At 67.0% G+C, this 19,600-nt stretch carries 18 protein-coding genes; 12 read left to right on the top strand and 6 right to left on the bottom strand.

The genetic code is table 11. The annotated features are described in order from the left end of the window. Positions 1 to 72: 72 nt before the first annotated feature. Entirely contained in the window at positions 73 to 768 is a 696-nt protein-coding gene (locus Q0K09_RS06745) for a 5-bromo-4-chloroindolyl phosphate hydrolysis family protein (protein WP_294474582.1), read from the bottom strand. A gap of 209 nt (positions 769 to 977) precedes the next feature. Between Q0K09_RS06745 and ilvA the strand changes: the two genes are divergently transcribed. The 3 genes from ilvA to recR all read left to right on the top strand — a co-directional run bounded on the left by ilvA (position 978) and on the right by recR (position 3,877). After that, a complete protein-coding gene (gene ilvA / locus Q0K09_RS06750) occupies positions 978 to 2,192 on the top strand; it encodes a threonine ammonia-lyase (RefSeq protein ID WP_294474584.1) in 1,215 nt (404 codons plus the stop codon). A gap of 410 nt (positions 2,193 to 2,602) precedes the next feature. Continuing rightward, positions 2,603 to 3,253, top strand: a complete 651-nt coding sequence (rpe, locus tag Q0K09_RS06755) for a ribulose-phosphate 3-epimerase (RefSeq protein WP_294474586.1) — start codon at positions 2,603 to 2,605, stop codon at positions 3,251 to 3,253. A 21-nt stretch (positions 3,254 to 3,274) separates the two neighbouring features. Beyond that, positions 3,275 to 3,877 carry a recombination mediator RecR gene (gene recR, locus Q0K09_RS06760; RefSeq protein WP_294474589.1) on the top strand — a complete coding sequence of 201 codons (603 nt, stop codon included), beginning with the start codon at positions 3,275 to 3,277 and terminating at the stop codon, positions 3,875 to 3,877. A gap of 100 nt (positions 3,878 to 3,977) precedes the next feature. Here recR and Q0K09_RS06765 read toward each other — a convergent pair whose 3' ends face one another. From Q0K09_RS06765 to Q0K09_RS06785, 5 genes are read right to left on the bottom strand one after another with little or no spacing between them, the layout of a single operon-like run. Then, positions 3,978 to 4,715: an ATP-binding cassette domain-containing protein gene (locus Q0K09_RS06765; RefSeq protein WP_294474594.1), complete on the bottom strand. Its 738-nt coding sequence runs from the start codon at positions 4,713 to 4,715 to the stop codon at positions 3,978 to 3,980. Beyond that, positions 4,712 to 5,542 carry an ABC transporter ATP-binding protein gene (locus Q0K09_RS06770; protein ID WP_294474597.1) on the bottom strand — a complete coding sequence of 277 codons (831 nt, stop codon included), beginning with the start codon at positions 5,540 to 5,542 and terminating at the stop codon, positions 4,712 to 4,714. The genes Q0K09_RS06765 and Q0K09_RS06770 overlap by 4 nt, the downstream gene beginning before the upstream one ends. Before the next feature lie 12 nt (positions 5,543 to 5,554). Next, positions 5,555 to 6,370 carry an ABC transporter permease gene (locus Q0K09_RS06775; protein ID WP_294474599.1) on the bottom strand — a complete coding sequence of 272 codons (816 nt, stop codon included), beginning with the start codon at positions 6,368 to 6,370 and terminating at the stop codon, positions 5,555 to 5,557. Positions 6,371 to 6,386: 16 nt separating this feature from the next. Further along, positions 6,387 to 7,328 carry an ABC transporter permease gene (locus Q0K09_RS06780; RefSeq protein ID WP_294474601.1) on the bottom strand — a complete coding sequence of 314 codons (942 nt, stop codon included), beginning with the start codon at positions 7,326 to 7,328 and terminating at the stop codon, positions 6,387 to 6,389. 56 nt (positions 7,329 to 7,384) lie between these two features. Continuing rightward, positions 7,385 to 8,932 carry an ABC transporter substrate-binding protein gene (locus Q0K09_RS06785; protein WP_294474603.1) on the bottom strand — a complete coding sequence of 516 codons (1,548 nt, stop codon included), beginning with the start codon at positions 8,930 to 8,932 and terminating at the stop codon, positions 7,385 to 7,387. Positions 8,933 to 9,195: 263 nt separating this feature from the next. On the opposite strand from Q0K09_RS06785, the gene Q0K09_RS06790 reads away from it, so the two are divergent. From Q0K09_RS06790 to Q0K09_RS06830, 9 genes are all read left to right on the top strand, one after another. Beyond that, positions 9,196 to 9,408: a PspC domain-containing protein gene (locus Q0K09_RS06790; RefSeq protein WP_294474605.1), complete on the top strand. Its 213-nt coding sequence runs from the start codon at positions 9,196 to 9,198 to the stop codon at positions 9,406 to 9,408. Between the two features lie 383 nt (positions 9,409 to 9,791). Next, positions 9,792 to 10,667, top strand: a complete 876-nt coding sequence (locus tag Q0K09_RS06795; RefSeq protein WP_294474606.1) for a GNAT family N-acetyltransferase — start codon at positions 9,792 to 9,794, stop codon at positions 10,665 to 10,667. Between the two features lie 184 nt (positions 10,668 to 10,851). Next, complete coding sequence (locus Q0K09_RS06800; protein WP_294474608.1) at positions 10,852 to 11,796, top strand: ABC transporter permease; 945 nt, start codon at positions 10,852 to 10,854, stop codon at positions 11,794 to 11,796. A gap of 1 nt (position 11,797) precedes the next feature. Next, the gene (locus tag Q0K09_RS06805; RefSeq protein WP_294474611.1) at positions 11,798 to 13,135 is read left to right on the top strand and encodes an ABC transporter permease; all 1,338 of its coding nucleotides are present in this window, start codon (positions 11,798 to 11,800) and stop codon (positions 13,133 to 13,135) included. A 19-nt stretch (positions 13,136 to 13,154) separates the two neighbouring features. Then, complete coding sequence (locus Q0K09_RS06810; RefSeq protein WP_294474613.1) at positions 13,155 to 14,210, top strand: ABC transporter ATP-binding protein; 1,056 nt, start codon at positions 13,155 to 13,157, stop codon at positions 14,208 to 14,210. Continuing rightward, a complete protein-coding gene (locus Q0K09_RS06815; protein ID WP_294474614.1) occupies positions 14,203 to 15,264 on the top strand; it encodes an ABC transporter ATP-binding protein in 1,062 nt (353 codons plus the stop codon). The genes Q0K09_RS06810 and Q0K09_RS06815 overlap by 8 nt, the downstream gene beginning before the upstream one ends. A gap of 56 nt (positions 15,265 to 15,320) precedes the next feature. Then, positions 15,321 to 17,012, top strand: coding sequence for a peptide ABC transporter substrate-binding protein (locus Q0K09_RS06820; RefSeq protein ID WP_294474617.1), 1,692 nt, complete (start codon positions 15,321 to 15,323; stop codon positions 17,010 to 17,012). 182 nt (positions 17,013 to 17,194) lie between these two features. Continuing rightward, positions 17,195 to 18,292 (top strand): metallophosphoesterase, encoded by a 1,098-nt coding sequence (locus tag Q0K09_RS06825; RefSeq protein WP_294474619.1) that lies wholly within the window; start codon positions 17,195 to 17,197, stop codon positions 18,290 to 18,292. Between the two features lie 169 nt (positions 18,293 to 18,461). Further along, the coding region (locus Q0K09_RS06830; protein ID WP_294474621.1) for a PEP/pyruvate-binding domain-containing protein at positions 18,462 to 19,600 on the top strand (1,139 nt) is incomplete at its 3' end.

Here is a 19,600-nt window from a genome sequence, read left to right on the forward strand (position 1 = left end):
CAAGGAAAAATTGCGCCGTCCAGGGGACAAAAGACCCGCCGGTTGGGCATGTTGACATTTTTCAAACAAGCCCTAGGACTGGCTTCTGAGCTGCTCCCCGGAGAGGCCCTCTTGGGCCAGCAGGTTTTCCATGACGGTGATGTCGGCGGAGATGTCCAGGGCCTCGTCGGCAAAGAGGGCGTCCAGCTGCTTGTCGAAGGCGCGCACCACCGTGTCCATCATGGTCTCGATCTTGCCCATGGCGCCGTCGATGTTCTCCCCGGAGATGCCGGCGGAGCCCATGCGGTCGTAAGCGTTGAGGAGCTTGAGGGTGGTGGGCAGGTAGTAGTTTAGGAGCTTGCGGATCTGGGGGAGCTTTTTGGGGTGCTCCACCACATAGGCGATGATCTTTTTGGTGGTGGCCTCCAGGTGGTCGATCTGGGCCGAGACGGTGGGGTCCTCGATGGCGTCGTTGAGCCGCCGCATCTCCGAGACCGCCCGGTCCCGCTCCTGGATGAGGGCGTCGATCTCCGGGTCCCCGGCGGAGACGTTCTGTTCCGGCTCCTGGGCCCTGGGGGGCGGCTGGGGGGCCTGCCTGGGCTCGGGTTCCGGCGTCTCGTAGACCCGGTCGGGGCACAGGGCCCGGGCCAGCAGGTAGGCCAGCACCGAGGCCAGGGCCGCCGCGATATAGTGGATGGGCCGGTACAGGGGCAGGAAGAGCCCGAAGACCAGCCATACCGCCCCCACAGCGTAGATGGGGATCACGGAGCGCTTTACTTTTTTTGCCATGACTGCCTCCTTGGAGCGCCGCTCCGAAGCGGGCCGCCGGAGGGGCTCCGGGGCCGGCGGGAAGTTCCAGAATCACAGGGTGAGATGAATTTATTGTACTCTCCTTCCCCCGGCCGTGTCAATGGCCGCGGCATTGACACGGAGGAGAAAAATCATTATGATATAGAAAGTTCACAATTTCCTCTTAGGAGCAAGGGAGCGATGGTCCAATGATGACATTAGAAGATTTCAAGGCCGCCCGAGGCGTCCTCTCCGGCGTAATTACAGATACCCGCCTGGTCTACTCTCCGGCCTTCTCCAAGGCCACGGGGAATCAGGTCTACATCAAGCCGGAAAACATGCAGGTCACCGGGGCCTATAAAATCCGGGGGGCCTGCTACAAGATCAGCACCCTCACCCAGGAGGAGAAGGAGAAGGGCCTCATCACCGCCTCCGCCGGCAACCACGCCCAGGGGGTGGCCTACGCCGCCCAGGCCGCCGGGGTGAAGGCCACCGTGGTGATGCCCACCACAACCCCCCTGGTGAAGGTCAACAACACCAAGGACTACGGGGCCCAGGTCATCCTCCGGGGGGCCGTCTTCGACGACGCCGCCGACCTGGCGGCGCGGCTGGCCCAGGCCGAAGGGTACACCTACATCCACCCCTTTAACGACCCCGTGCTGGCCACCGGCCAGGGGACCATCGCCTACGAGATTTTCTCCGACCTGCCGGAGGTGGATATCATCCTGGTGCCCATCGGCGGGGGCGGACTGGCCTCCGGGGTGGCCACCCTGGCCAAGCTCCTCAACCCCGGGGTGAAGGTCATCGGCGTGGAGCCCGCCGGGGCGGCCTCCATGAAGGCCAGCCTGGAGGCCGGACACATCGTCACCCTGGACAAGGTGGAGACCATCGCCGACGGCGTGGCCGTCAAGACCCCCGGAGACAAGATTTTCCCCTATATCCAGCAGAACCTGGACGACATCCTCACCATCGACGACAGCGAGCTGGTGGACGCCTTCCTGGACATGATGGAAAAGCATAAGATGATTGTGGAGAACGCCGGGCTGCTGTCCATCGCCGCCCTGCGCCACCTGGACTGCCGGGGAAAGAACGTGGTGCCCATCCTCTCCGGGGGCAACATGGACGTCATCACCGTCTCCTCCCTGGTCCAGCACGGCCTGGTGGGCCGGGGGCGGGTCTTCACCTTCTCGGTGCAGCTCCCCGACCGCCCCGGCGAGCTGGTGCGGGTGGCCGAGATTGTGGCCGAGCTCAACGGCAACATCATCCGCCTGGACCACAACCAGTTTGTCAACATCAACCGCCAGAGCGGCGTGGAGCTTCGGGTGACCCTGGAGGCCTTCGGGCTCGTCCACAAGGCGGAGATCCTGGCCGCCCTGCGGGACGGGGGCTACGGCGTCCGGGAGGTCCCCACCACCAGCGTGTGAGCCCCCGCCGGGCTCCGGCCCCCGCCTGCAAGCTGGGGGCCATGCCCTGCCGCCCGGTGCGCATCGGGCTGATTGACACCTTTTTGATCACCTGTGCCGCCCGCCGGAGGCGGACCTCCGGCGGGCGGCTATCTTCATGCGGCGGGCCGCCGGGTCGTCGCCTCCGGACCGGGGGACGGCGTGGGGCCGCCATGTCTGGGCGCACGATGGCGCGCCCTGGGGAGGCCGGCGGCTGTCCCGGGACCAGGACCCAATCCCAAAAGACCGGGCCACGTTCCGCTTGCCGTATCCTATGCCGCAGGAGCCCGGCCGGTGTTCCCCCGCCGGGCGTGTCCGCCGCTTTGCAGCGGACACGGCACATCCTATCATACCCCACCCGCCTTAATTTTCCCGTCAGGAGGCATGAAAAAATGATTAAAATCGCCCCCTCCATCCTCTCCGCCGATTTCTGCAATTTGGAACGGGACATCCAGCGGGTCTCCTCCGCTGACTGGCTCCATGTGGACGTGATGGACGGCATGTTTGTCCCCAACCTCACCATCGGGCCGCCGGTGGTCCAGTCCATCCGGGCCCGCACGGAGATGTTCCTGGACGTCCACCTGATGGTGGAAAAGCCCGTGCGGCTGGTGGATGCCTTTGCCAGGGCGGGGGCCGACCTCCTCACCGTCCACCTGGAGGCCGACATGCCCCCGGCCATCCACGCCGCTCTGGCGGAGATGGACCGGCTGGGGGTGAAGAAGGGCATTGCCCTCCGGCCCATCACCGCCGCCGAGGCGGTGATCCCATACCTCTGTGAGGCTCAGGCAGACCTCATTCTGGTGATGACGGTGGAGCCCGGCTTTGGCGGACAGCCGTTCCTGGCCGGCCAGCTCCCCAAGATCCAGGCCGTCCGGCGGTATATCCAGCGCTACCGGCCGGAGTGCCGCCTGGAGGTGGACGGGGGCATCCACCCCGCCACCGCCCGGCAGGCCGCGGAGGCCGGGGCCGATGTGCTGGTGGCGGGCTCCGCCGTCTACAGCGCCCCGGACCCCGCCGCCGCCATCGCCGCCCTGCGGGGCTGAAGCTGCCAGGAGGTAATAAGCATGGAGTATTTTCCCCCCGCTCTGGAGCGACTCACCGAGCAGTTTGCCAAGCTGCCCGGGGTGGGCCGCAAGAGCGCCCAGCGGCTGGCCTTTTTCGTCCTCTCCCTGCCGGAGGAGGACGCCCGGGACTTTGCCGACGCCATTGTGGCGGCCAAGACCTCCATCTCCCTGTGTCCGGTATGCCGGAACTTCACCGAGGGAGAGGGCCCCTGCGCCGTCTGCCGCAGCCCCAAGCGGGACCCAGGGGTCATCTGCGTGGTAGCCGACCCCAAGGACGTCATCGCGCTGGAGCGCTCCCGGGAGTATGAAGGCCGCTACCACGTCCTCCACGGGGTCATCTCCCCCATGAACCATGTGGGACCCGACGACCTCCACATCAAGGAGCTGGTGGAGCGGGTGGCCGCCGGCGGGGTCCGGGAGGTCATCATGGCCACCAACCCGGACACCGAGGGGGAGGCCACCGCTATGTACCTGGCCCGGCTCCTGCGGCCCTTTGGGGTGAAGGTCACCCGGCTGGCCTACGGCATCCCTGTAGGGGGACACCTGGAGTACGCCGACGATGCCACCCTCATGCGGGCCCTGGAGGGCCGGCGGGAGATCTGAGCCGGGGCGGACCTCCTCCCCGGCGTGTAAAAAGACGCGGAGCCCTGCCGTCCGGCGGCGGAGGCTCCGCGTCTTTTTGCTTTCCTTGGAGACCTTGGGCCTACTCCGCCGCCTCCAGAAGCTGGCGGGTGTAGGGGTGCCGGGGGTGGGCGAAGAGCTCCTCCACCGTGTTCTCCTCCACGATTTGGCCGTGGCGCATCACCAGCACCCGGTTACAGAGCTGGTAGACGACGTTCAGGTCGTGGCTGATGAAGAGGTAGCTTAAGTCGTACTCCCGCCGCAGGTCCACCAGCAGCCGGAGGATCTGGGCCTGAATGGTGACGTCCAGGGCGCTCACCGGCTCGTCGGCCACCACCAGCCTGGGCCGGGCAATGACGGCGGCGGCGATGGAGACCCGCTGGCGCTGCCCCCCGGAGAGCTCCCAGGGGCGGCGGCCGGCGCAGGCGGCCTCCAGACCTACCCGCTCCAGCAGCTCGGCCACCCGGGCCTCCCGCGCCGCCCGGTCCCGGACCCCCGCCGCCCGAAGGGGCTCGGCCAGGGTCCAGCCGATGGTCCGGGCGGGGTTGAGACTGCTGAAGGGGTCCTGAAAGACCATCTGGGGCCGCCGGGAGTGGTGGATGATCTCCCCCTCGTAGCCGGGGAGCATCCCCACAATGGCCCGGGAGAGGGTGGTCTTGCCGCAGCCGGACTCCCCCACCAGCCCCAGAATCTCCCCCTGGCAGAGGGTGAAGCTCACGTCCCGGATCACCCGCCGGGGGGAGCGCCGGCCCAGGAGGCCGCCGCTGGGGCCGTAATCGCAGCTCAAATGCCGGACCTCCAGCAAGGGCTCCCGGCTCATAAGGACGCCTCCTCTCCCGGCTCCTCCGGCAGCAGCCGCCGGTCCCGGGTGGGGATGGCGGCGATGAGCTGCCGGGTGTAGTCCTCCCGGGGGGCCCGGAAGAGCGCCTCCGCCGTGTCGGTCTCCACAATCCGGCCCCGGCGCATCACCGCCACCCGCCGGCAGAGCTTGCGCACCACATGGAGGTCGTGGCTGATGAAGAGGATGGCCATGTGGGTTTCCCGGTTGAGCTTTTTCAGCAAAGCGAGAATCTGGGCCTGGATGGTGACGTCCAGGGCGGTGGTGGGCTCGTCGGCCAGCAGCAGCTTGGGGCGGCTGACGATGGCGGCGGCGATCATCACCCGCTGGAGCATCCCGCCGGAGAGCTCGTGTGGGTACTTCCGGCACAGGGCCTCCGGGTCGGGGAGCTCGGCCTGGGCCATGGCCTCCAGGGCCCGCTGCCGCCGCTCCCCGGCGGACAATCGGGTGTGGGCTCGGAGGCTCTCCTCCACCTGGGGGCCGATGCGGCGCACCGGGTCCAGGCTGGTCATGGGCTCCTGGAAGACCACCGCGAGCTCGCTGCCCTGGACGGCGCGGAGCTGGGCCTCGGTGCAGTGGAGGAGCTCCCGGCCCGCCAGGGTGACGCTGCCGGATGCCTCGGTCTGCCGCCGGGGGAGGAGGCCGCTGACGGCCATGGCGGTGACGGTCTTGCCGCTGCCGCTCTCCCCTACCAGGCCCAGAATCTCCCCCTCCTCCAGGGAGAAGGAGACCCCGTCCACGGCGCAGCGGCCCGGGGCGGCGCGGTGGAAGCGGACCCGCAGGTCCCGTACGGATAACAGTTCTGCCATATGGGTCCCTCCTTATCCGCTCCGGCGGGAGCGCTGCTGGAGCCCCTCGCTGAGCAGGCTGAAGCCCAGAATCATCAGCACCATGGTCCCCCCCACCCCCAGGGCGTACCAGGGGGCGCTGCCCAGATAGGTCTGGCTGTCGCTGAGCATGGAGCCCAGGCTGGGCTGGGTGGGCTGAACGCCGATGCCCAGGTAACTCATGCTGGCCTCGCTGAGGATGGCGTTGTTAAAGCCGATGGTGAGGGCGGGCAGGAGCACCGACCGGGTGTTGGGGAGGATGTGGCAGAAGAGGATGCGGACATTCCCCACCCCCATGAGCCGGGCGGAGCGGATGTAGTTTAGGTCCCGGCACCGGGCGAACTCCCCCCGGACCACCCGGGCAAAGCTGGGAATGAAGAGAATGCCCAGGGCCAGGACCACATTGGAGGCCCCCTTTCCCATCACGCTGACGATGACCAGGGCCAGCAGGAAGCTGGGGAAGGCGGTGATGGCGTCGCACACCCGGGTGAGCACCAGGTCGGGGAGACCGCCGAAGTAGCCGCACAGGGCCCCAATCAGGGTCCCGGCGGCGCAGCCGATGGCCACCACCCCCACGGCGATGAGGAAGGAGGTCCCCGCCCCCTCCAGCACCCGGCTGAAGATGTCCCGGCCGAAGTTGTCGGTGCCCAGCAGGTGGGCCGGGGAGGGGGGGCAGGTCATGGCGGCGGGGTCCATGGCGCTGGGGCTGTAGGGAGTCCAGACCAGACCCACCAGAATGAGGAGAGTCATCACCAGGGTGATGGCCCCGCCAAGATAGAAAAAGGCGTTTCCTTTTGGTTGCTGTCTCATAGGGCGGAACCTTCTTTCAGCGCAGCCGGATGCGGGGATCCGCCGCCTGGTAGAGCAGGTCGGCCACGAAGTTTACCGCCACAATCCAGGCCGCCAGGATGACCACGATGGCCTGGACCACAGGGAAGTCCCGGTTGGAGATGCTGGAGAGCAGCAGCCGGCCTACCCCGGGAATGGTGAAGACCTGTTCGATGACGATGCTGCTGGTCATGATTTCCGCAGCGGAGACCGCCAGGAAGGTGATGACGGGGAGGAGGGCGTTTTTCAGCACATGCCGCCGGAGGACGGCCCACCGGGTCAGGCCCCGGCTCCGGGCGGTGCGGACGTAGTCCTCCCCCAGCTGGCTGAGGATGGAACCCCGGAGCATTTTCACCGTCATGGCCACCCGGGGCAGGGCCATGGACAGGGCGGGGAGGACCAGGTAGGACAGGAAGGCCCCCCAGTCCTGGGTGTAGGAGACGAAATCCCCGGGCACAAAGACCCGGAGGACGGTGCCGAAGAGGTAGCAGACCAGAATGCCCACAAAGAAGGGCGGGACGCTCATGACCACCTGGTCCAGGGCGGCCACCAGCTTATCCAGGGCCGGACTGCGGACGCTGCCGGCCAGGATGCCCAGAGGGATGGACAGGGCGATGGTGAAGAGGAAGGACATCAGGGCCAGCACGCCGGTGATGACCAGCTTCTCCCCCAGCAGGCCGGACACCGGCAGGCGGTAGTTGTAACTCTCCCCCATGTCTCCGGTGAGGAAGCTGGTGAGCCAGTCCCAGTAGCGCACCAGGGCGGGCCGGTCCAGCCCCAGCTCGGCCCGGAGCGCCGCCCGGGCCTCCTGGGATGCCTCGGTGCCCAGCAGGTCGGTGGTGGGGTCGCCGGGGATGATCTGAAAGGCCAGGAAGGCGAGGAGGGAGACAATGAACAATGTAATAATGAGAGTGATGAGTTTTTTCGCGGCAAAGCTCACGCTCCCCGCCTCCTCTCGGCTGTAGAATCAGGGGTTTGGGCGCCTGCGCGGGGAGATCACGCCGCGAAGCGCAGCAGGGACATGTCGATGACGTACAGGGGGTAGAACTGGAAGCCCTCCAGGGCCGGGTTCAGGGCCACGAAGTCGGCCAGGTCCTGGAGATAGACGTTGGCTGCCGTGTCGCTGAGGATTTGCAGGCACTCCTTGTAGTAGGCGGTCTGCTGGGCGTCGTCTACCGTGGTCTGGGCGGCGGCGTAGGCCGCGTCATAGTCCGGGTTGTTGTAGTTAATCATGTTTTTGTCGTCGTCGGAGACCCACCGGGCCAGCATCCCGCTGGCGGCCAGAATGCTGGAGTCGAAGCCCACCACGGTGGCCTCGAAGTTCCGGCCCGCGTACACGTCCTCCAGCCAGGTGTTCCAGTCCACCAGATTGATCTCCGCCGTGACGCCCACCGCAGAGAGCTGCTCGGCCAGCACCACCGCCGTGTCCACATGGGGCTGGTAGTTGCTGGGCACCGTGATGGTAAAGGAGAAGCCGTCTGGGTAGCCGGCCTCGGTCAGCAGCTCCTGGGCCCGCTGGGGGTCATGGGGGTAGGCGCCGGCCAGGCTGGGGTCGAAATACTTGGTGAAGGCCGGGTACATGGAGGAGCCCACCTTGGTGCCGTGGCCGTCGGCGGTGAGGGCCAGCATGGCGTCCACGTCCACCGCGTAGCACAGTGCCTGCCGCACCCGCTCGTCGGTGAAGGGCTCCACGGCGTTGTTGAGGTACATGGCCTGCACCAGGTTCATGGTGCCCTCCAGGACGTTGTAGCCGTTGGTGAGGTTGCTCACCTGGTCGGAGGTGAGGTGGGCCACCAGGTCCAGGGAGCCGCTGTTCAGGGCGGTGAAGAGGGCGTTGGCGTCCTCAAAGATCCGGTAGGTCACCCGGTCCAGGTAGGCCGGCGCGCCGTAGTACTCCGTATGCTTTTCCAGGATGATGTTCTCCTGGACGCTGCGGGAGAGGAACCTGAAGGGGCCGGTGCCCACAGGCTGGGTGGCCTGCTGGTCGTAGCCGGCGGGGACGATGTAGACGCTGGCCACATAGCTGAGGAAGTCGGGGTTAGGGGCGCTGAGGGTCATGGTGATCTGGTTTCCGTCCACCGACGTATCCGTGACAGCAGAAAGCGCCTCCACCACGGCGGAAGTCACCGAGGTAGCGGCGCAGGTTTCAAAAGAGTAGAGCACGTCTTCGGTGGTGCAGGTCTCGCCGTTGTGGAAGACTACACCGTCCCGGAGGGTGAAGGTGTAGGTCAGACCGTCCTCCGAGACGCTGACGTCGGAGGCCACGGCGTTGACATAGCTGCCGGACGAGTCGGGCTTGACAAGGCCCTCGAAGACGTTGAACATGACCTCTCTAGTTCCTGCGGCCGTCATTTGATACGGGTCAAGACTATTATCCAGGTCCTGGGCGATGCCCACGGCGATCTCATTTCCGTGGTCCCCGCCGGAAGAAGGGGTCGTTTCGTCGCTGGGGGCGGGCGTCTGGTTCGTTGCTCCTCCGCAGGCGCTGAGTGAACACGTCAGAGCGGCCGCCGCCAGGAAAACGGCAAGAATGCGTTTTTTCATTGCGATTCTCCTTCCGCCGCCAGTGGGCGGCGTTACAACAAAATAACTGCTTCTCCCATTATTAAATTGCCGGGTCCTATTGTAGAGCATCTCCCGGAAAATTACAAGAGTTATTTTTCTCCCTGCAAAAATTTCCCTTCCCATACAAAAGGCCTCCGGCGCATACCCATGATTTAATCCTTTTTTAATATTCTTCCCAGGGTTCTTTTCAGACTTTTATCCTATACTACAAGCACAGTAAAGAAAAGAAGGAGAGATCCCTCATGAACGAACCCAAAAAGCTCTACCGGACCGAGCACGGCGCCGCCATGCTGGCCGGGGTCTGCGGCGGTGTGTCCGAATACTTCAACCTGGACCCCAGCGTGGTCCGCCTGGTGTGGGCAGCCCTGTGCTGCCTCTGGGGCACCGGCGTGGTCCTCTACCTGGTGGCCGCTGTGGTCCTGCCCAAAAAGAGCCAGGTTTACCCCGGCTACTGAGTCCCCGGCGCGGGCCTCCGTTCCGTATGGGAGGGCCGGGCGGCATTTCTGATATGTTCCCTCCATGAGAGGCAGTGAAAAAATAAAAGCACGGTCAAACATGGAGGGAGCATATCAGCCAGCGGCCCGGCCCAAGGTTGTCAAAAAGGTGTAGATTGGCAGGACACGCACCGGGAGCGTGCGAAAAGGGGGGCGGAGAGCCCCCCTTTTCCGTGCAGCCGGAAACGTTACGGGGCGCGGTTTTTGCGCTTCTCCCCTTGCGCACCGCCGCCGGGCGTGATACACTAGCTGACATACCAAGCCGTCCGGGGCAGCGCCGGCCGGCGGAGGAGCGGGGTCCTGCCGCCCACTGTGACCCCTGCTTGGAAAGGAGGCTTCGTGCCATGATCGAAATCCGTCCGGCCAGGCCGGAGGAGATCCCCCGCCAGAAGGAGATTTGGAAGCGGGCCTTCGGCGATGAGGACGCCTATATCGACTACTTCTATGACCACCAGGACGTAAGCCAGGTCCTCCTGCTGCTGGAGGACGGGGTAATCTGGACCATGAGCGCCTGTTTGCCCGCCACCCTGACCCTTCCGGAGGGGCAGTCCGTCCCCTCGGCCTACCTGTATGCCCTGGCCACCCACCCAGACGCCCGGAAGCGGGGCTACGGGCGGTTTATGGTGCGCTATGTGGACTTCTACCTCAAGGAGCGGGGGATGGCCTGCGTCACCACGGTCCCCGCAGAGCCCTCCCTCCACCGCTACTTCGCCTCCACCGGCTATACCGAGTGCTTCGCCCTGCGGAAGGTGGAGCTCCTCTCCGATATGACCGGCTCCCCCGCCCCCGAAGACGCCCTGGTGCCCGCCGGCCCGGCGGAGTACGACGCCATCCGGGAGCGGCTTTTGGCCGGGAGCCTCCACATCTCCTACGGAGAGGGGCTCATCGCCTACCAACAGGGGATTTCCCAAATGGCCCGGGCGAACCTCTACCGGCTCACCGCCGGCGGAGAGACCGGGGTGGCCGCCGCCGAGTACCTGGACGACGAGACCGTCCTGGTCAAGGAGCTCGTTCTGCCCCCCAAGGCCATGGCCGGCGGGGCCGCCCTGCTGGCGGCGGAGCTCCCCGGCCGGCGCTATCACATCCGCACCCCCGCCCACTGGGAGGGCCTGCCGGGCAGCTACCTCCAGCCCTACGGCATGGTGAAGTGGTACGACCCCGCCCTGGAAAAGGAGTGGCTGGACCAGCGCCGGGCCTACCTGGGCCTGGGCTTCGACTGAGTGTTTCCCGCCCTTTGGAAGGCGGACGGTCTGGGGCCGTCCGCCTTTTCCTTCCGGCGGGGGAACCCCTCCCCGCCCTGGGCCGTGAAAAAATTTTCCTGCCCCCCATCTGGAGAGAAAGGACCCTTTGCGGGGCACACTTCCATCAGAACCCGCAGGATGCCGCGGAGATGGGAGGGAGAACATGGCGCGTGAAATCCTCAAGCGGATCGGGACGGCGGCGCTCACCGTCTTTGCGGTGGCCACCCTGACCTTTTTCCTCACCCGGGCGGTGCCGGGAAACCCTTTTCTCAGCGAGAAGAACCCGCCCCAGGCGGTGCTGGACGCCCTCAATGAGAAGTACGGTCTGGACCAGCCCCTCTATGTCCAGTATGTCAAGTACCTGGGCAACCTCCTCCGGGGAGACCTGGGGGTGTCGGTGAAGCTGCAAAAGGACTACCCCGTGGCCAGAATCATCGGGGAGATGTTCCCCGTCTCGGCCGCCATCGGCTTTTTTGCCCTGCTTTGGGCGGTGCTCCTGGGGGTGCCCCTGGGGTGCCTGGCGGCCTACCGGCGGGGGCGGGGGACCGACAGTGCCCTGCAGGTGGTGTGTACCTTGGGGGTCTCCCTGCCCTCTTTTGTGGTGGCCAGCCTCCTCCTCTTCGCCTTCTGCGGCGGCATCGCTGGGTGGAAGCTCTTTCCCACCCTCTTCCAGGCCGGAGACTGGAGGAGCTATGTCCTCCCCTGCTTCTCCCTGGGCTTTTACCCCATGTGCTATATCGCCCGGCAGTCCAGGGCCTCCATGCTGGATGCCCTGGGCCAGGACTATATCAAGACCGCCCGGGCCAAGGGCCTGCGCACGGGGCGGATTCTCTTCAAGCACGCCCTCCGCAACGCCCTGCTGCCGGTGCTCACCTATCTGGGGCCCCAGGTGGCCTTCACCCTGTGCGGCGGCTTTGTGGTGGAGACCGTCTTCACCATCCCCGGCCTGGGCCGGTACTTCGTCCAGTCCATCAGCAGCCGGGACTACCCCGTCATCCTGGGTACCACCCTCTTCCTGGCCTCCTTCCTCGTCGGCATGAACCTGCTGGTGGACCTCCTGTATCAGGCGGTGGACCCCCGCATCCGCCTGGGAAGGGAGGCGGCCTGACATGGCAGACCATAAACATCCCCGTCCCCCCTGGGGCTCCCTTCAGCTCCGGGCGGGGGACATTCTGGCCTGGGGGGAGCTGACGCCGGAGGACTTCCGCCCCGCCGGATCGCCCGAAGCCACAGCCCCCCTGCGGCCGGGCCCGGAGGGCTCCTACCGGCGGGACGCCTGGCGGCGGTTCCGGGGCAACCGGGCCGCCCTGGGGGCCCTGGCGGTGCTCCTGCTCCTGGTCCTCTTCGCCCTCGCCGGGCCCCTGGTGGTCCCCTACGGCTACGCTCAGTTCCACGCCGGGGCGGAGAATCTGCCCCCCTATCACTACGCCCTGGCCGACCAGGAGCGCCTGGAGGCCGAGCTCTCCCGCCGGGCCCAGGCCGCCCCGGACCCGGAGGAGGCGGTGGAGCGGGCTCTGGCGGAGGCCCAGGCCCGGGGGGAGACCCTCACCGCTGTGGACCTGGCCCGCATCCGGGCTGAAGCCCGGGCCGCCCAGAGCCAGGGGGCGGTCAGCGAGGCCCAGGTCCGCCGGGAGCTGGGTATCCGGCCCCGGCTGGGGGGCTACTCCCGGGAGGATCTGGAGCGGAAGGCGGCGGGGGAGGCCGTCTTCCCCCACCTCTTCGGCACCGACCGCTACGGCCGGGACATTCTGGTCCGGGTCATGGTGGGGACCCGGGTGTCCATGCTGGTGGGCCTCTCAGCCGCCGCCCTGGTGCTGGTCATCGGGGCCCTCTACGGGGCGGTCTCCGGCTACTGCGGGGGGCGGGTGGACGCCGTGATGCAGCGCATTGTGGAGGTCATCTATTCCATTCCCGAGGTGCTGGTGATCCTCCTGCTCTCCACCGTGCTGGGGGACGCCCTGCTCGCCTACGCCAACACCCACACGGGCCTTCTGGCCCGGGCCGTCCCCCTGCTGGGGAAGAACCTCATTTCCATGTTCCTCTCCTTCGGCCTGCTCTACTGGGTCACCATGTCCCGGATCATCCGGGGGCAGGTCCTCCAGCTCAAGGGCCAGGAGTATGTCACCGCCGCCCGGGCCCTGGGGGCCTCGGGGGCCCGGATCATCCGGCGGCACCTGCTGCCCAACTGCATCGGGCAGATTGTGGTGACCACCTGCCTTCAGATTCCCTCGGCCATCTTTCTGGAGTCCTTTCTCTCCTTTCTGGGGGTGGGGGTCACCACCCCCCTGACCAGCCTGGGCTCCCTGGCCTCCGAGGCTCTGGAGGGCCTTTGGAGCTACCCCTACCGCCTGATCTTCCCGGCGGTGATCCTCAGCGCCATGATTCTCTCCTTCAACCTGGTGGGGGACGGCCTCCGGGACGCCCTGGACCCCAGGCTGAAACGCTAGACCGGAAGGAGGCCAAGCCATGCGGCTGCAGCAGACCCCCGCCCCCCCGCCGGAGGGGCGGCCCCTCCTGGAGGTCCGGGATCTCCGGGTCTCCTTCTTCACCCCCGCCGGGGAGGTCCGGGCGGTGCGGGGCATCACCTACCAGGTGGACTACGGGGAGGTGGTGGGCATTGTGGGGGAGTCTGGCTCCGGCAAGAGCGTGGAGGCCTACGCCATTATGGGCCTCCTCCAGCCTCCGGGCCGGGTGGTGGGGGGGGCCGTCACCTTCGAGGGGGAGGACGTCCTCGCCTTCTCCCCCCGGGCCCTCACCACCTTCCGGGGGGGGCGGGCAGCCATGATCTTCCAGAACCCCATGACCAGCCTCAACCCGGTCTACTCCGTGGGGGAGCAGCTCATGGAGGCCCTCCGGGCCCACCAGAAGGCGGCCTCCCGGCGGGAGGCCGCCCAGCGGGCCGCCGGGATGCTGGAGCGGGTGGGCATCCACAACCCGGAGCGGCGGATGCGCCAGTACCCCCACGAGCTCTCCGGCGGGATGCGGCAGCGGGTGATGATCGCCATGGGCCTCATCTGCCACCCCAAGCTCCTCATCGCCGACGAGCCCACCACCGCCCTGGACGTCACCATCCAGGCCCAGATTCTGGAGCTGATGAAGGACCTCCAGCGGCAGACCGGCATGGGCATCCTCTTCATCACCCACAACCTGGGGGTGGTGGCCGAGCTGTGCCACAAGGTCTGTGTCATGTACGCCGGCAAGCTGGTGGAGCAGGGCGCGGTGGATGACATCTTCTACCGCCCCGGCCACCCCTACACCGAGGGGCTGCTGCGCTCCATGCCCCGGCTGGATGACCAGGAGCGCCGGCGGCTCATCCCCATCCAGGGCACCCCGGTGGACCTGCTGGACCCGCCGGCGGGCTGTCCTTTCGCCCCCCGGTGCCCCCACGCCATGGAGGTCTGCCTGGGCCGGATGCCGCCCTATGTGGAGCTGGGGCCGGGTCACCGCTCCGCCTGCTGGCTCCGAGTCCGGGAAGGACTGAGCACGTCCCCCGCCGGGGGAGAGGAGGCTTCCCATGGCTGAGCACGACATCCTGCTCCAGGTGGAGCACCTGACCAAATACTTTCCCCTCAAGGGCCAGCCCGGACCAGGCATCCGGGCGGTGGAGGACGTGTCCGTTACCCTCCGCCGGGGGGAGACCCTGGGGCTGGTGGGGGAATCCGGCTGCGGCAAGACCACCCTGGGCCGTACCATTTTGCGCCTCCACGAGCCCACCTCCGGGGCCATTGTCTACGACGGGGTCCCCCTCTACCGGCGGGACTACCCCTTTCAGCCCAACGAGCGGGGGGAACTGGTAAAGCGCTCCGTCCCCAGGGCCCAGGCCGTGGACATGCTCCCCTACCGCCGGAGGATGCAGATCATCTTCCAGGACCCCTCCGCCTCCCTGGACCCCCGGATGACGGTGGGGGAAATCGTGGGGGAGGCCCTGGACATCCACAAGCTGTGCCGGGGCAGGGCCCAGCGGGCGGCGCGGATTCGGGAGCTGCTGAGCATGGTGGGCCTGAACCCCGAGCACGCCGGCCGCTACCCCCATGAGTTCTCCGGCGGACAGCAGCAGCGGGTGGGCATCGCCCGGGCCCTGGCGGTGGAGCCGGAATTTATTGTCTGCGACGAGCCCATCTCCGCCCTGGATGTGTCCATCCAGTCCCAGGTGGTGAACATGCTGGAGGACATGCAGGCCCAGCTGGGCCTCACCTACCTCTTCATCGCCCACGATCTGAGCGTGGTGCGCCACATCTCCCGGCGCATCGGGGTCATGTACCTGGGGGCTCTGGTGGAGCTCTCCGAGAGCTGGGAGCTCTGCCGCCGCCCCCTCCACCCCTACACCCAGACTCTCCTCTCCGCCGTGCCGGTGCCCGACCCGGAGCGCGCCCGGAGCCGCCAGCGGATGGTCCTCCAGGGGGACATCCCCTCTCCCATCCACCCCCCCGCCGGGTGCCGCTTCCACACCCGCTGCCCCTACGCCGCCGGGCGATGCCGGAAGGAGGTCCCCCCCTTCCGGGAGCACACCCCCGGCCACTGGGCGGCCTGTCACCTGCTGGGAGGGGATAATCCCTCCGCTCCGGTGGAAAGCTAACACCGCCGCGTCCGCTGCTTCGCGGACGCGGCGATTTTTTGGAGGAGGGAAGGACAATGAACCGAGTACGACTCCCGGCGGGGGTCCTGGCCGGGGCGCTGGTCCTGGGGGCCCTGGCGGGCTGCGGCGGCGGGGAGATCGGGGCGGGTTCCTCCGGGGGCCTGGACCTGCGGGTGTGCATCGCCTCCGAGCCGGCCACCCTGGACCCCGCCAAGAACTCCACTCTGGACGGCTCCATCCTGGCCCAGCACCTCTTCGAGGGCCTCATGCGCTGGGAAAACAGCGGCGAGGCGGTGGAGGGGGCCCGGGGCCTCTACCGGGCCCGGCTGGCCCCGGGCCAGGCCCAGCGTTATGAAAAGACGGTCCACGACGACGGCGCCGTCACCTATACCTTCACCTTGCGGGAGGGGCTGCGGTGGTCCGACGGGGCCCCCCTCACCGCCGGAGACTTTGTCTACGCCTGGCGGCGGCTGGCCGACCCCGCCACCGCCGCCGACTACTGCTACCTGATCGACATGGTCTCCGGCTACGAAGCCGTCAACAGCGGGGCGGCGGAGCCCGCCGCCCTGGGGGTCTCGGCCCCGGATGACCGGACCTTCGTGGCGGAGCTGACCTACGACTGCCCCTACTTCCTGGAGATCTGCGCCTTTCCCGCCACCCTGCCGGTGCGGGAGGACGTGGTGGAGGCCGACCCAGACGGCTGGACCCACGACGCCGCCACCTACCTCAGCAACGGCCCCTACCGCCTGGCTCAGTGGCGGCACAATTCCCGCATCGTCCTGGAGCGCAATCCCAGCTACTACGCCGCCGGGGGCCTGGGGCCTGAGACCATCACCTTCCAGCTCATGGACGACGCCGCCGCTATCCTCTCGGCCTACCGCTCCGGGGACCTGGACTTCATCAAGAGCGTCCCGGTGGACGAGATCCCCGCCCTGCTCGCCAACGGGGATTTGAGCGTAGTGGACCAGGTGGGGACCTACTATGTCTCCTACAACACACAGCGAGCCCCCTTTGACGACTGGCGGGTGCGCAAGGCCTTCACTCTGGCCATGGACAGCCGCTACCTGGTGGAGCGCGTCACCCAGACCGGCCAGATCCCCGCCAACGCCTTCGTGCCCTACGGCGTCCCCGACGCCGACCCGGAGGGGGAGGACTTCCGCACGGTGGGGGGCGGCTACTGGGCAGCTCCCGACACCCCGGAGCAGTACGCCGCCAACGTGGCCGAGGCCCAGGCCCTCCTGGCTCAGGCGGGCTATCCCGGCGGCGAGGGCTTCCCGGTGGTGGTCTACAGCTACAACAACGACCCCAGCCATGAGGCCATCGCCCAAGCCCTTCAGCAGCAGTGGCAGAGCGCCCTGGGGGTCACCGTCACCCTGGAGAGCGGCGACTGGTCGGCTTTCCTGGCCGACCGCAAGGCGGGGAACTACCAGATCGCCCGGAACGCCTGGGTGGCCGACTACAGCGACCCCTGCTGCTTTTTGGACCTGTGGCGCTCCGGCGGCGGCAACAACGATGCCCAGTACGCAAACCCAGACTACGACGCCCTCATCGACGCCGCCAAGGCCGCCGCCGACCCAGCTGAGCGCATGGCGCTTCTCCACCGGGCCGAGGACCTCCTGATAGGGGAGGACTGGGTTCTGGGACCCATCTATTTCTACACCCAGACCTACCTTCTGGCCCCGGATCTGGACGGGGTGTTCTACACCCCCCTGGGGAACTTCTTCTTCGGAGAAGCCGCCCGAATCTGACAGCCTCCCCGATCCGGCGCTGGTCCGCGCCGGGCCGGGGGGCTTTTTTGGCCCGCCGCACCCTTGACCCCGCCCTCCCGGGGATGGTAAAATAAGGCCTGTTCCATCAGCCGCAAATCGGTTCATTCCCACGCCGCAGCCCCGCTGCGGCGGATTCCGCGGGCAGGAGGGAGGAGGCAGCGATGAAAGCGGTGGTCCACGACATAGATTTACCGGCCCGGGGGCGGCTGCTGGCCGTCAGCGACGTCCACGGCAACCTGCCCTGGCTCCGGGGCCTGCTGGAGCGGGCCCGGTTCTCCTCGGAGGACGCCCTGGTTCTGGTGGGGGATCTGGTGGAGAAGGGGCCGGAGAGCCTGGCCACCCTGCGCTATGTGATCGATCTCTCCCGAACCCACACCGTCTACACCCTATGCGGCAACTGCGACAATCTGGCGGTGGATTTCGTCTACGGCGGCTCCGGCCTGAACCGGGACTTTTACCGCTACTATCTCCGGGTGTGGGGGGAGCGGGCCCTCATCGTCCAGATGGCCCGGGAGGCGGGGCTCCCGGCGGAGTCCCCGGAGGACCTGCCCGCCCTCCGCGCCGGCCTGGCCGGGGCCTTCGCCCCGGAGCTCCAGTTCCTCCGGGGCCTGCCCACCATCCTCACCGCCCCCAACTACGTCTTTGTCCACGGGGGTGTGCCCTCCTACCGGCACATGGAGGCGCTGGACGCCTGGAAGTGCATGAAAAACGACAACTTCCTGGGCCAGGGACACGCCTTCCCCTACTATTGTGTGGTGGGCCACTGGCCGGTGAGCCTCTACCGGGCCGGGGTCCCCTGCTGCGCCCCCCTCATCGACCGGGACCGGAAGATCGCCAGCATCGACGGCGGCTGCGTCCTCCAGGCCGACGGACAGCTCAACGCCCTGGTCCTCCCCCGGGCCGGGGAGGATTTTTCCTGGTATGCCTATGACGACTGCCCCGTGGTCCGGGCCCTGGACGCCCAGGAGGCCAGCCCGGACCCCTTCACCATCCATTGGAGCGACCACGACGTGGAGGTGCTGGAACGGGGGGAGGAGTTCTCCCGCTGCCGCCACTTGAGCACAGGCCGGACGCTCTGGGTCCTCACCAAATATCTCCGGCGGCAGGGGAACCGGACCTGGTGCCGGGATTCCACCGACTACCGCCTGCCGGTCCGGCCCGGCGACCTCCTCTCGGTGGTGGAGGAGACCTCCCGGGGGGTCCTGGCCAAGAAGAACGGATATACCGGCTGGTACGCCGGACGGCTGGAGGCGCTCTGAGGGGGCGCCCGCCTTGTCCAGTCTGCCGTCCAAGCCTGGGCCGCTGTTTTTCGGGAAAAAGCCGACAAATTTTCGGATGGACAGTTGCATTCTTCCATCAAAATGGTATAATTGGGACCAGCGACACTGCCTCATCTTTTAGTTAGTATAATTCAAGGAGGAACACTGCATGGCAAAATTTGTCTATGAATTTTCCGAAGGCAACGGCAGTATGCGGGAGCTGCTGGGCGGCAAGGGCGCCAACCTGGCCGAGATGTCTAATCTGGGTATGCCTGTGCCCCAGGGTTTCACCGTCACCACCGAGGCCTGCACCCAGTACTATAACGATGGCCGCACCATCGCCCCCGAGATCGAGGCGGAGATTATGGAACACCTGGCCAAGCTGGAGGAGAAGACCGGGAAGAAGTTCGGCGACACCGCCAACCCCCTGCTGGTCTCCGTCCGCTCCGGCGCCCGGGCCTCCATGCCCGGCATGATGGACACCATCCTGAACCTGGGCCTCAACGACGTGTCCGTGGAGGGCTTTGCCGCCAAGACCGACAACCCCCGTTTCGCCTACGACTCCTACCGCCGGTTCATCCAGATGTTCTCCGACGTGGTGATGGAGCTGTCCAAGAAGCGCTTCGAGGAGATCATCGACGACCTGAAGGCCAAGAAGGGCGTTAAGGACGACGTGGACCTGGATGCCGGCGATATGAAAGAGCTGGTGAAGCGCTTCAAGGAGTTCTACAAGGCCGAGAAGGGCGAGGAGTTCCCCCAGGACCCCAAGGTCCAGCTCATGGAGGCCGTCAAGGCCGTCTTCCGCTCCTGGGACAACCCCCGGGCCAACGTCTACCGCCGTATGAACGAGATCCCCTACGACTGGGGCACTGCTGTCAACGTCCAGTCCATGGTCTTCGGCAATTCCGGCAACCGCTCCGGCACCGGCGTGGCCTTCACCCGCAACCCCGCCACCGGCGAGAAGGCCCTCTTCGGCGAGTACCTCATCAACGCCCAGGGCGAGGACGTGGTGGCCGGCGTGCGCACCCCCTCCCCCATCTCCAAGCTCCACGAGGAGATGCCCGAGGTCTATGAGCAGTTCTCCAAGATCGCCAACTCCCTGGAGCAGCACTACAAGGACATGCAGGACATGGAGTTCACCATCGAGGACGGCAAGCTCTACATGCTCCAGACCCGCAACGGCAAGCGCACCGCCGCCGCCGCCCTGAAGGTGGCCGTGGACCTGGTGGACGAGGGCATGATCGACGAGAAGGAGGCCGTCTGCCGGGTGGAGCCCAAGCAGCTGGACTCCCTGCTCCACCCCACCTT

The organism is uncultured Intestinimonas sp., from assembly GCF_944387725.1.
Classification (GTDB): Bacteria; Bacillota; Clostridia; order Oscillospirales; family Oscillospiraceae; genus Intestinimonas.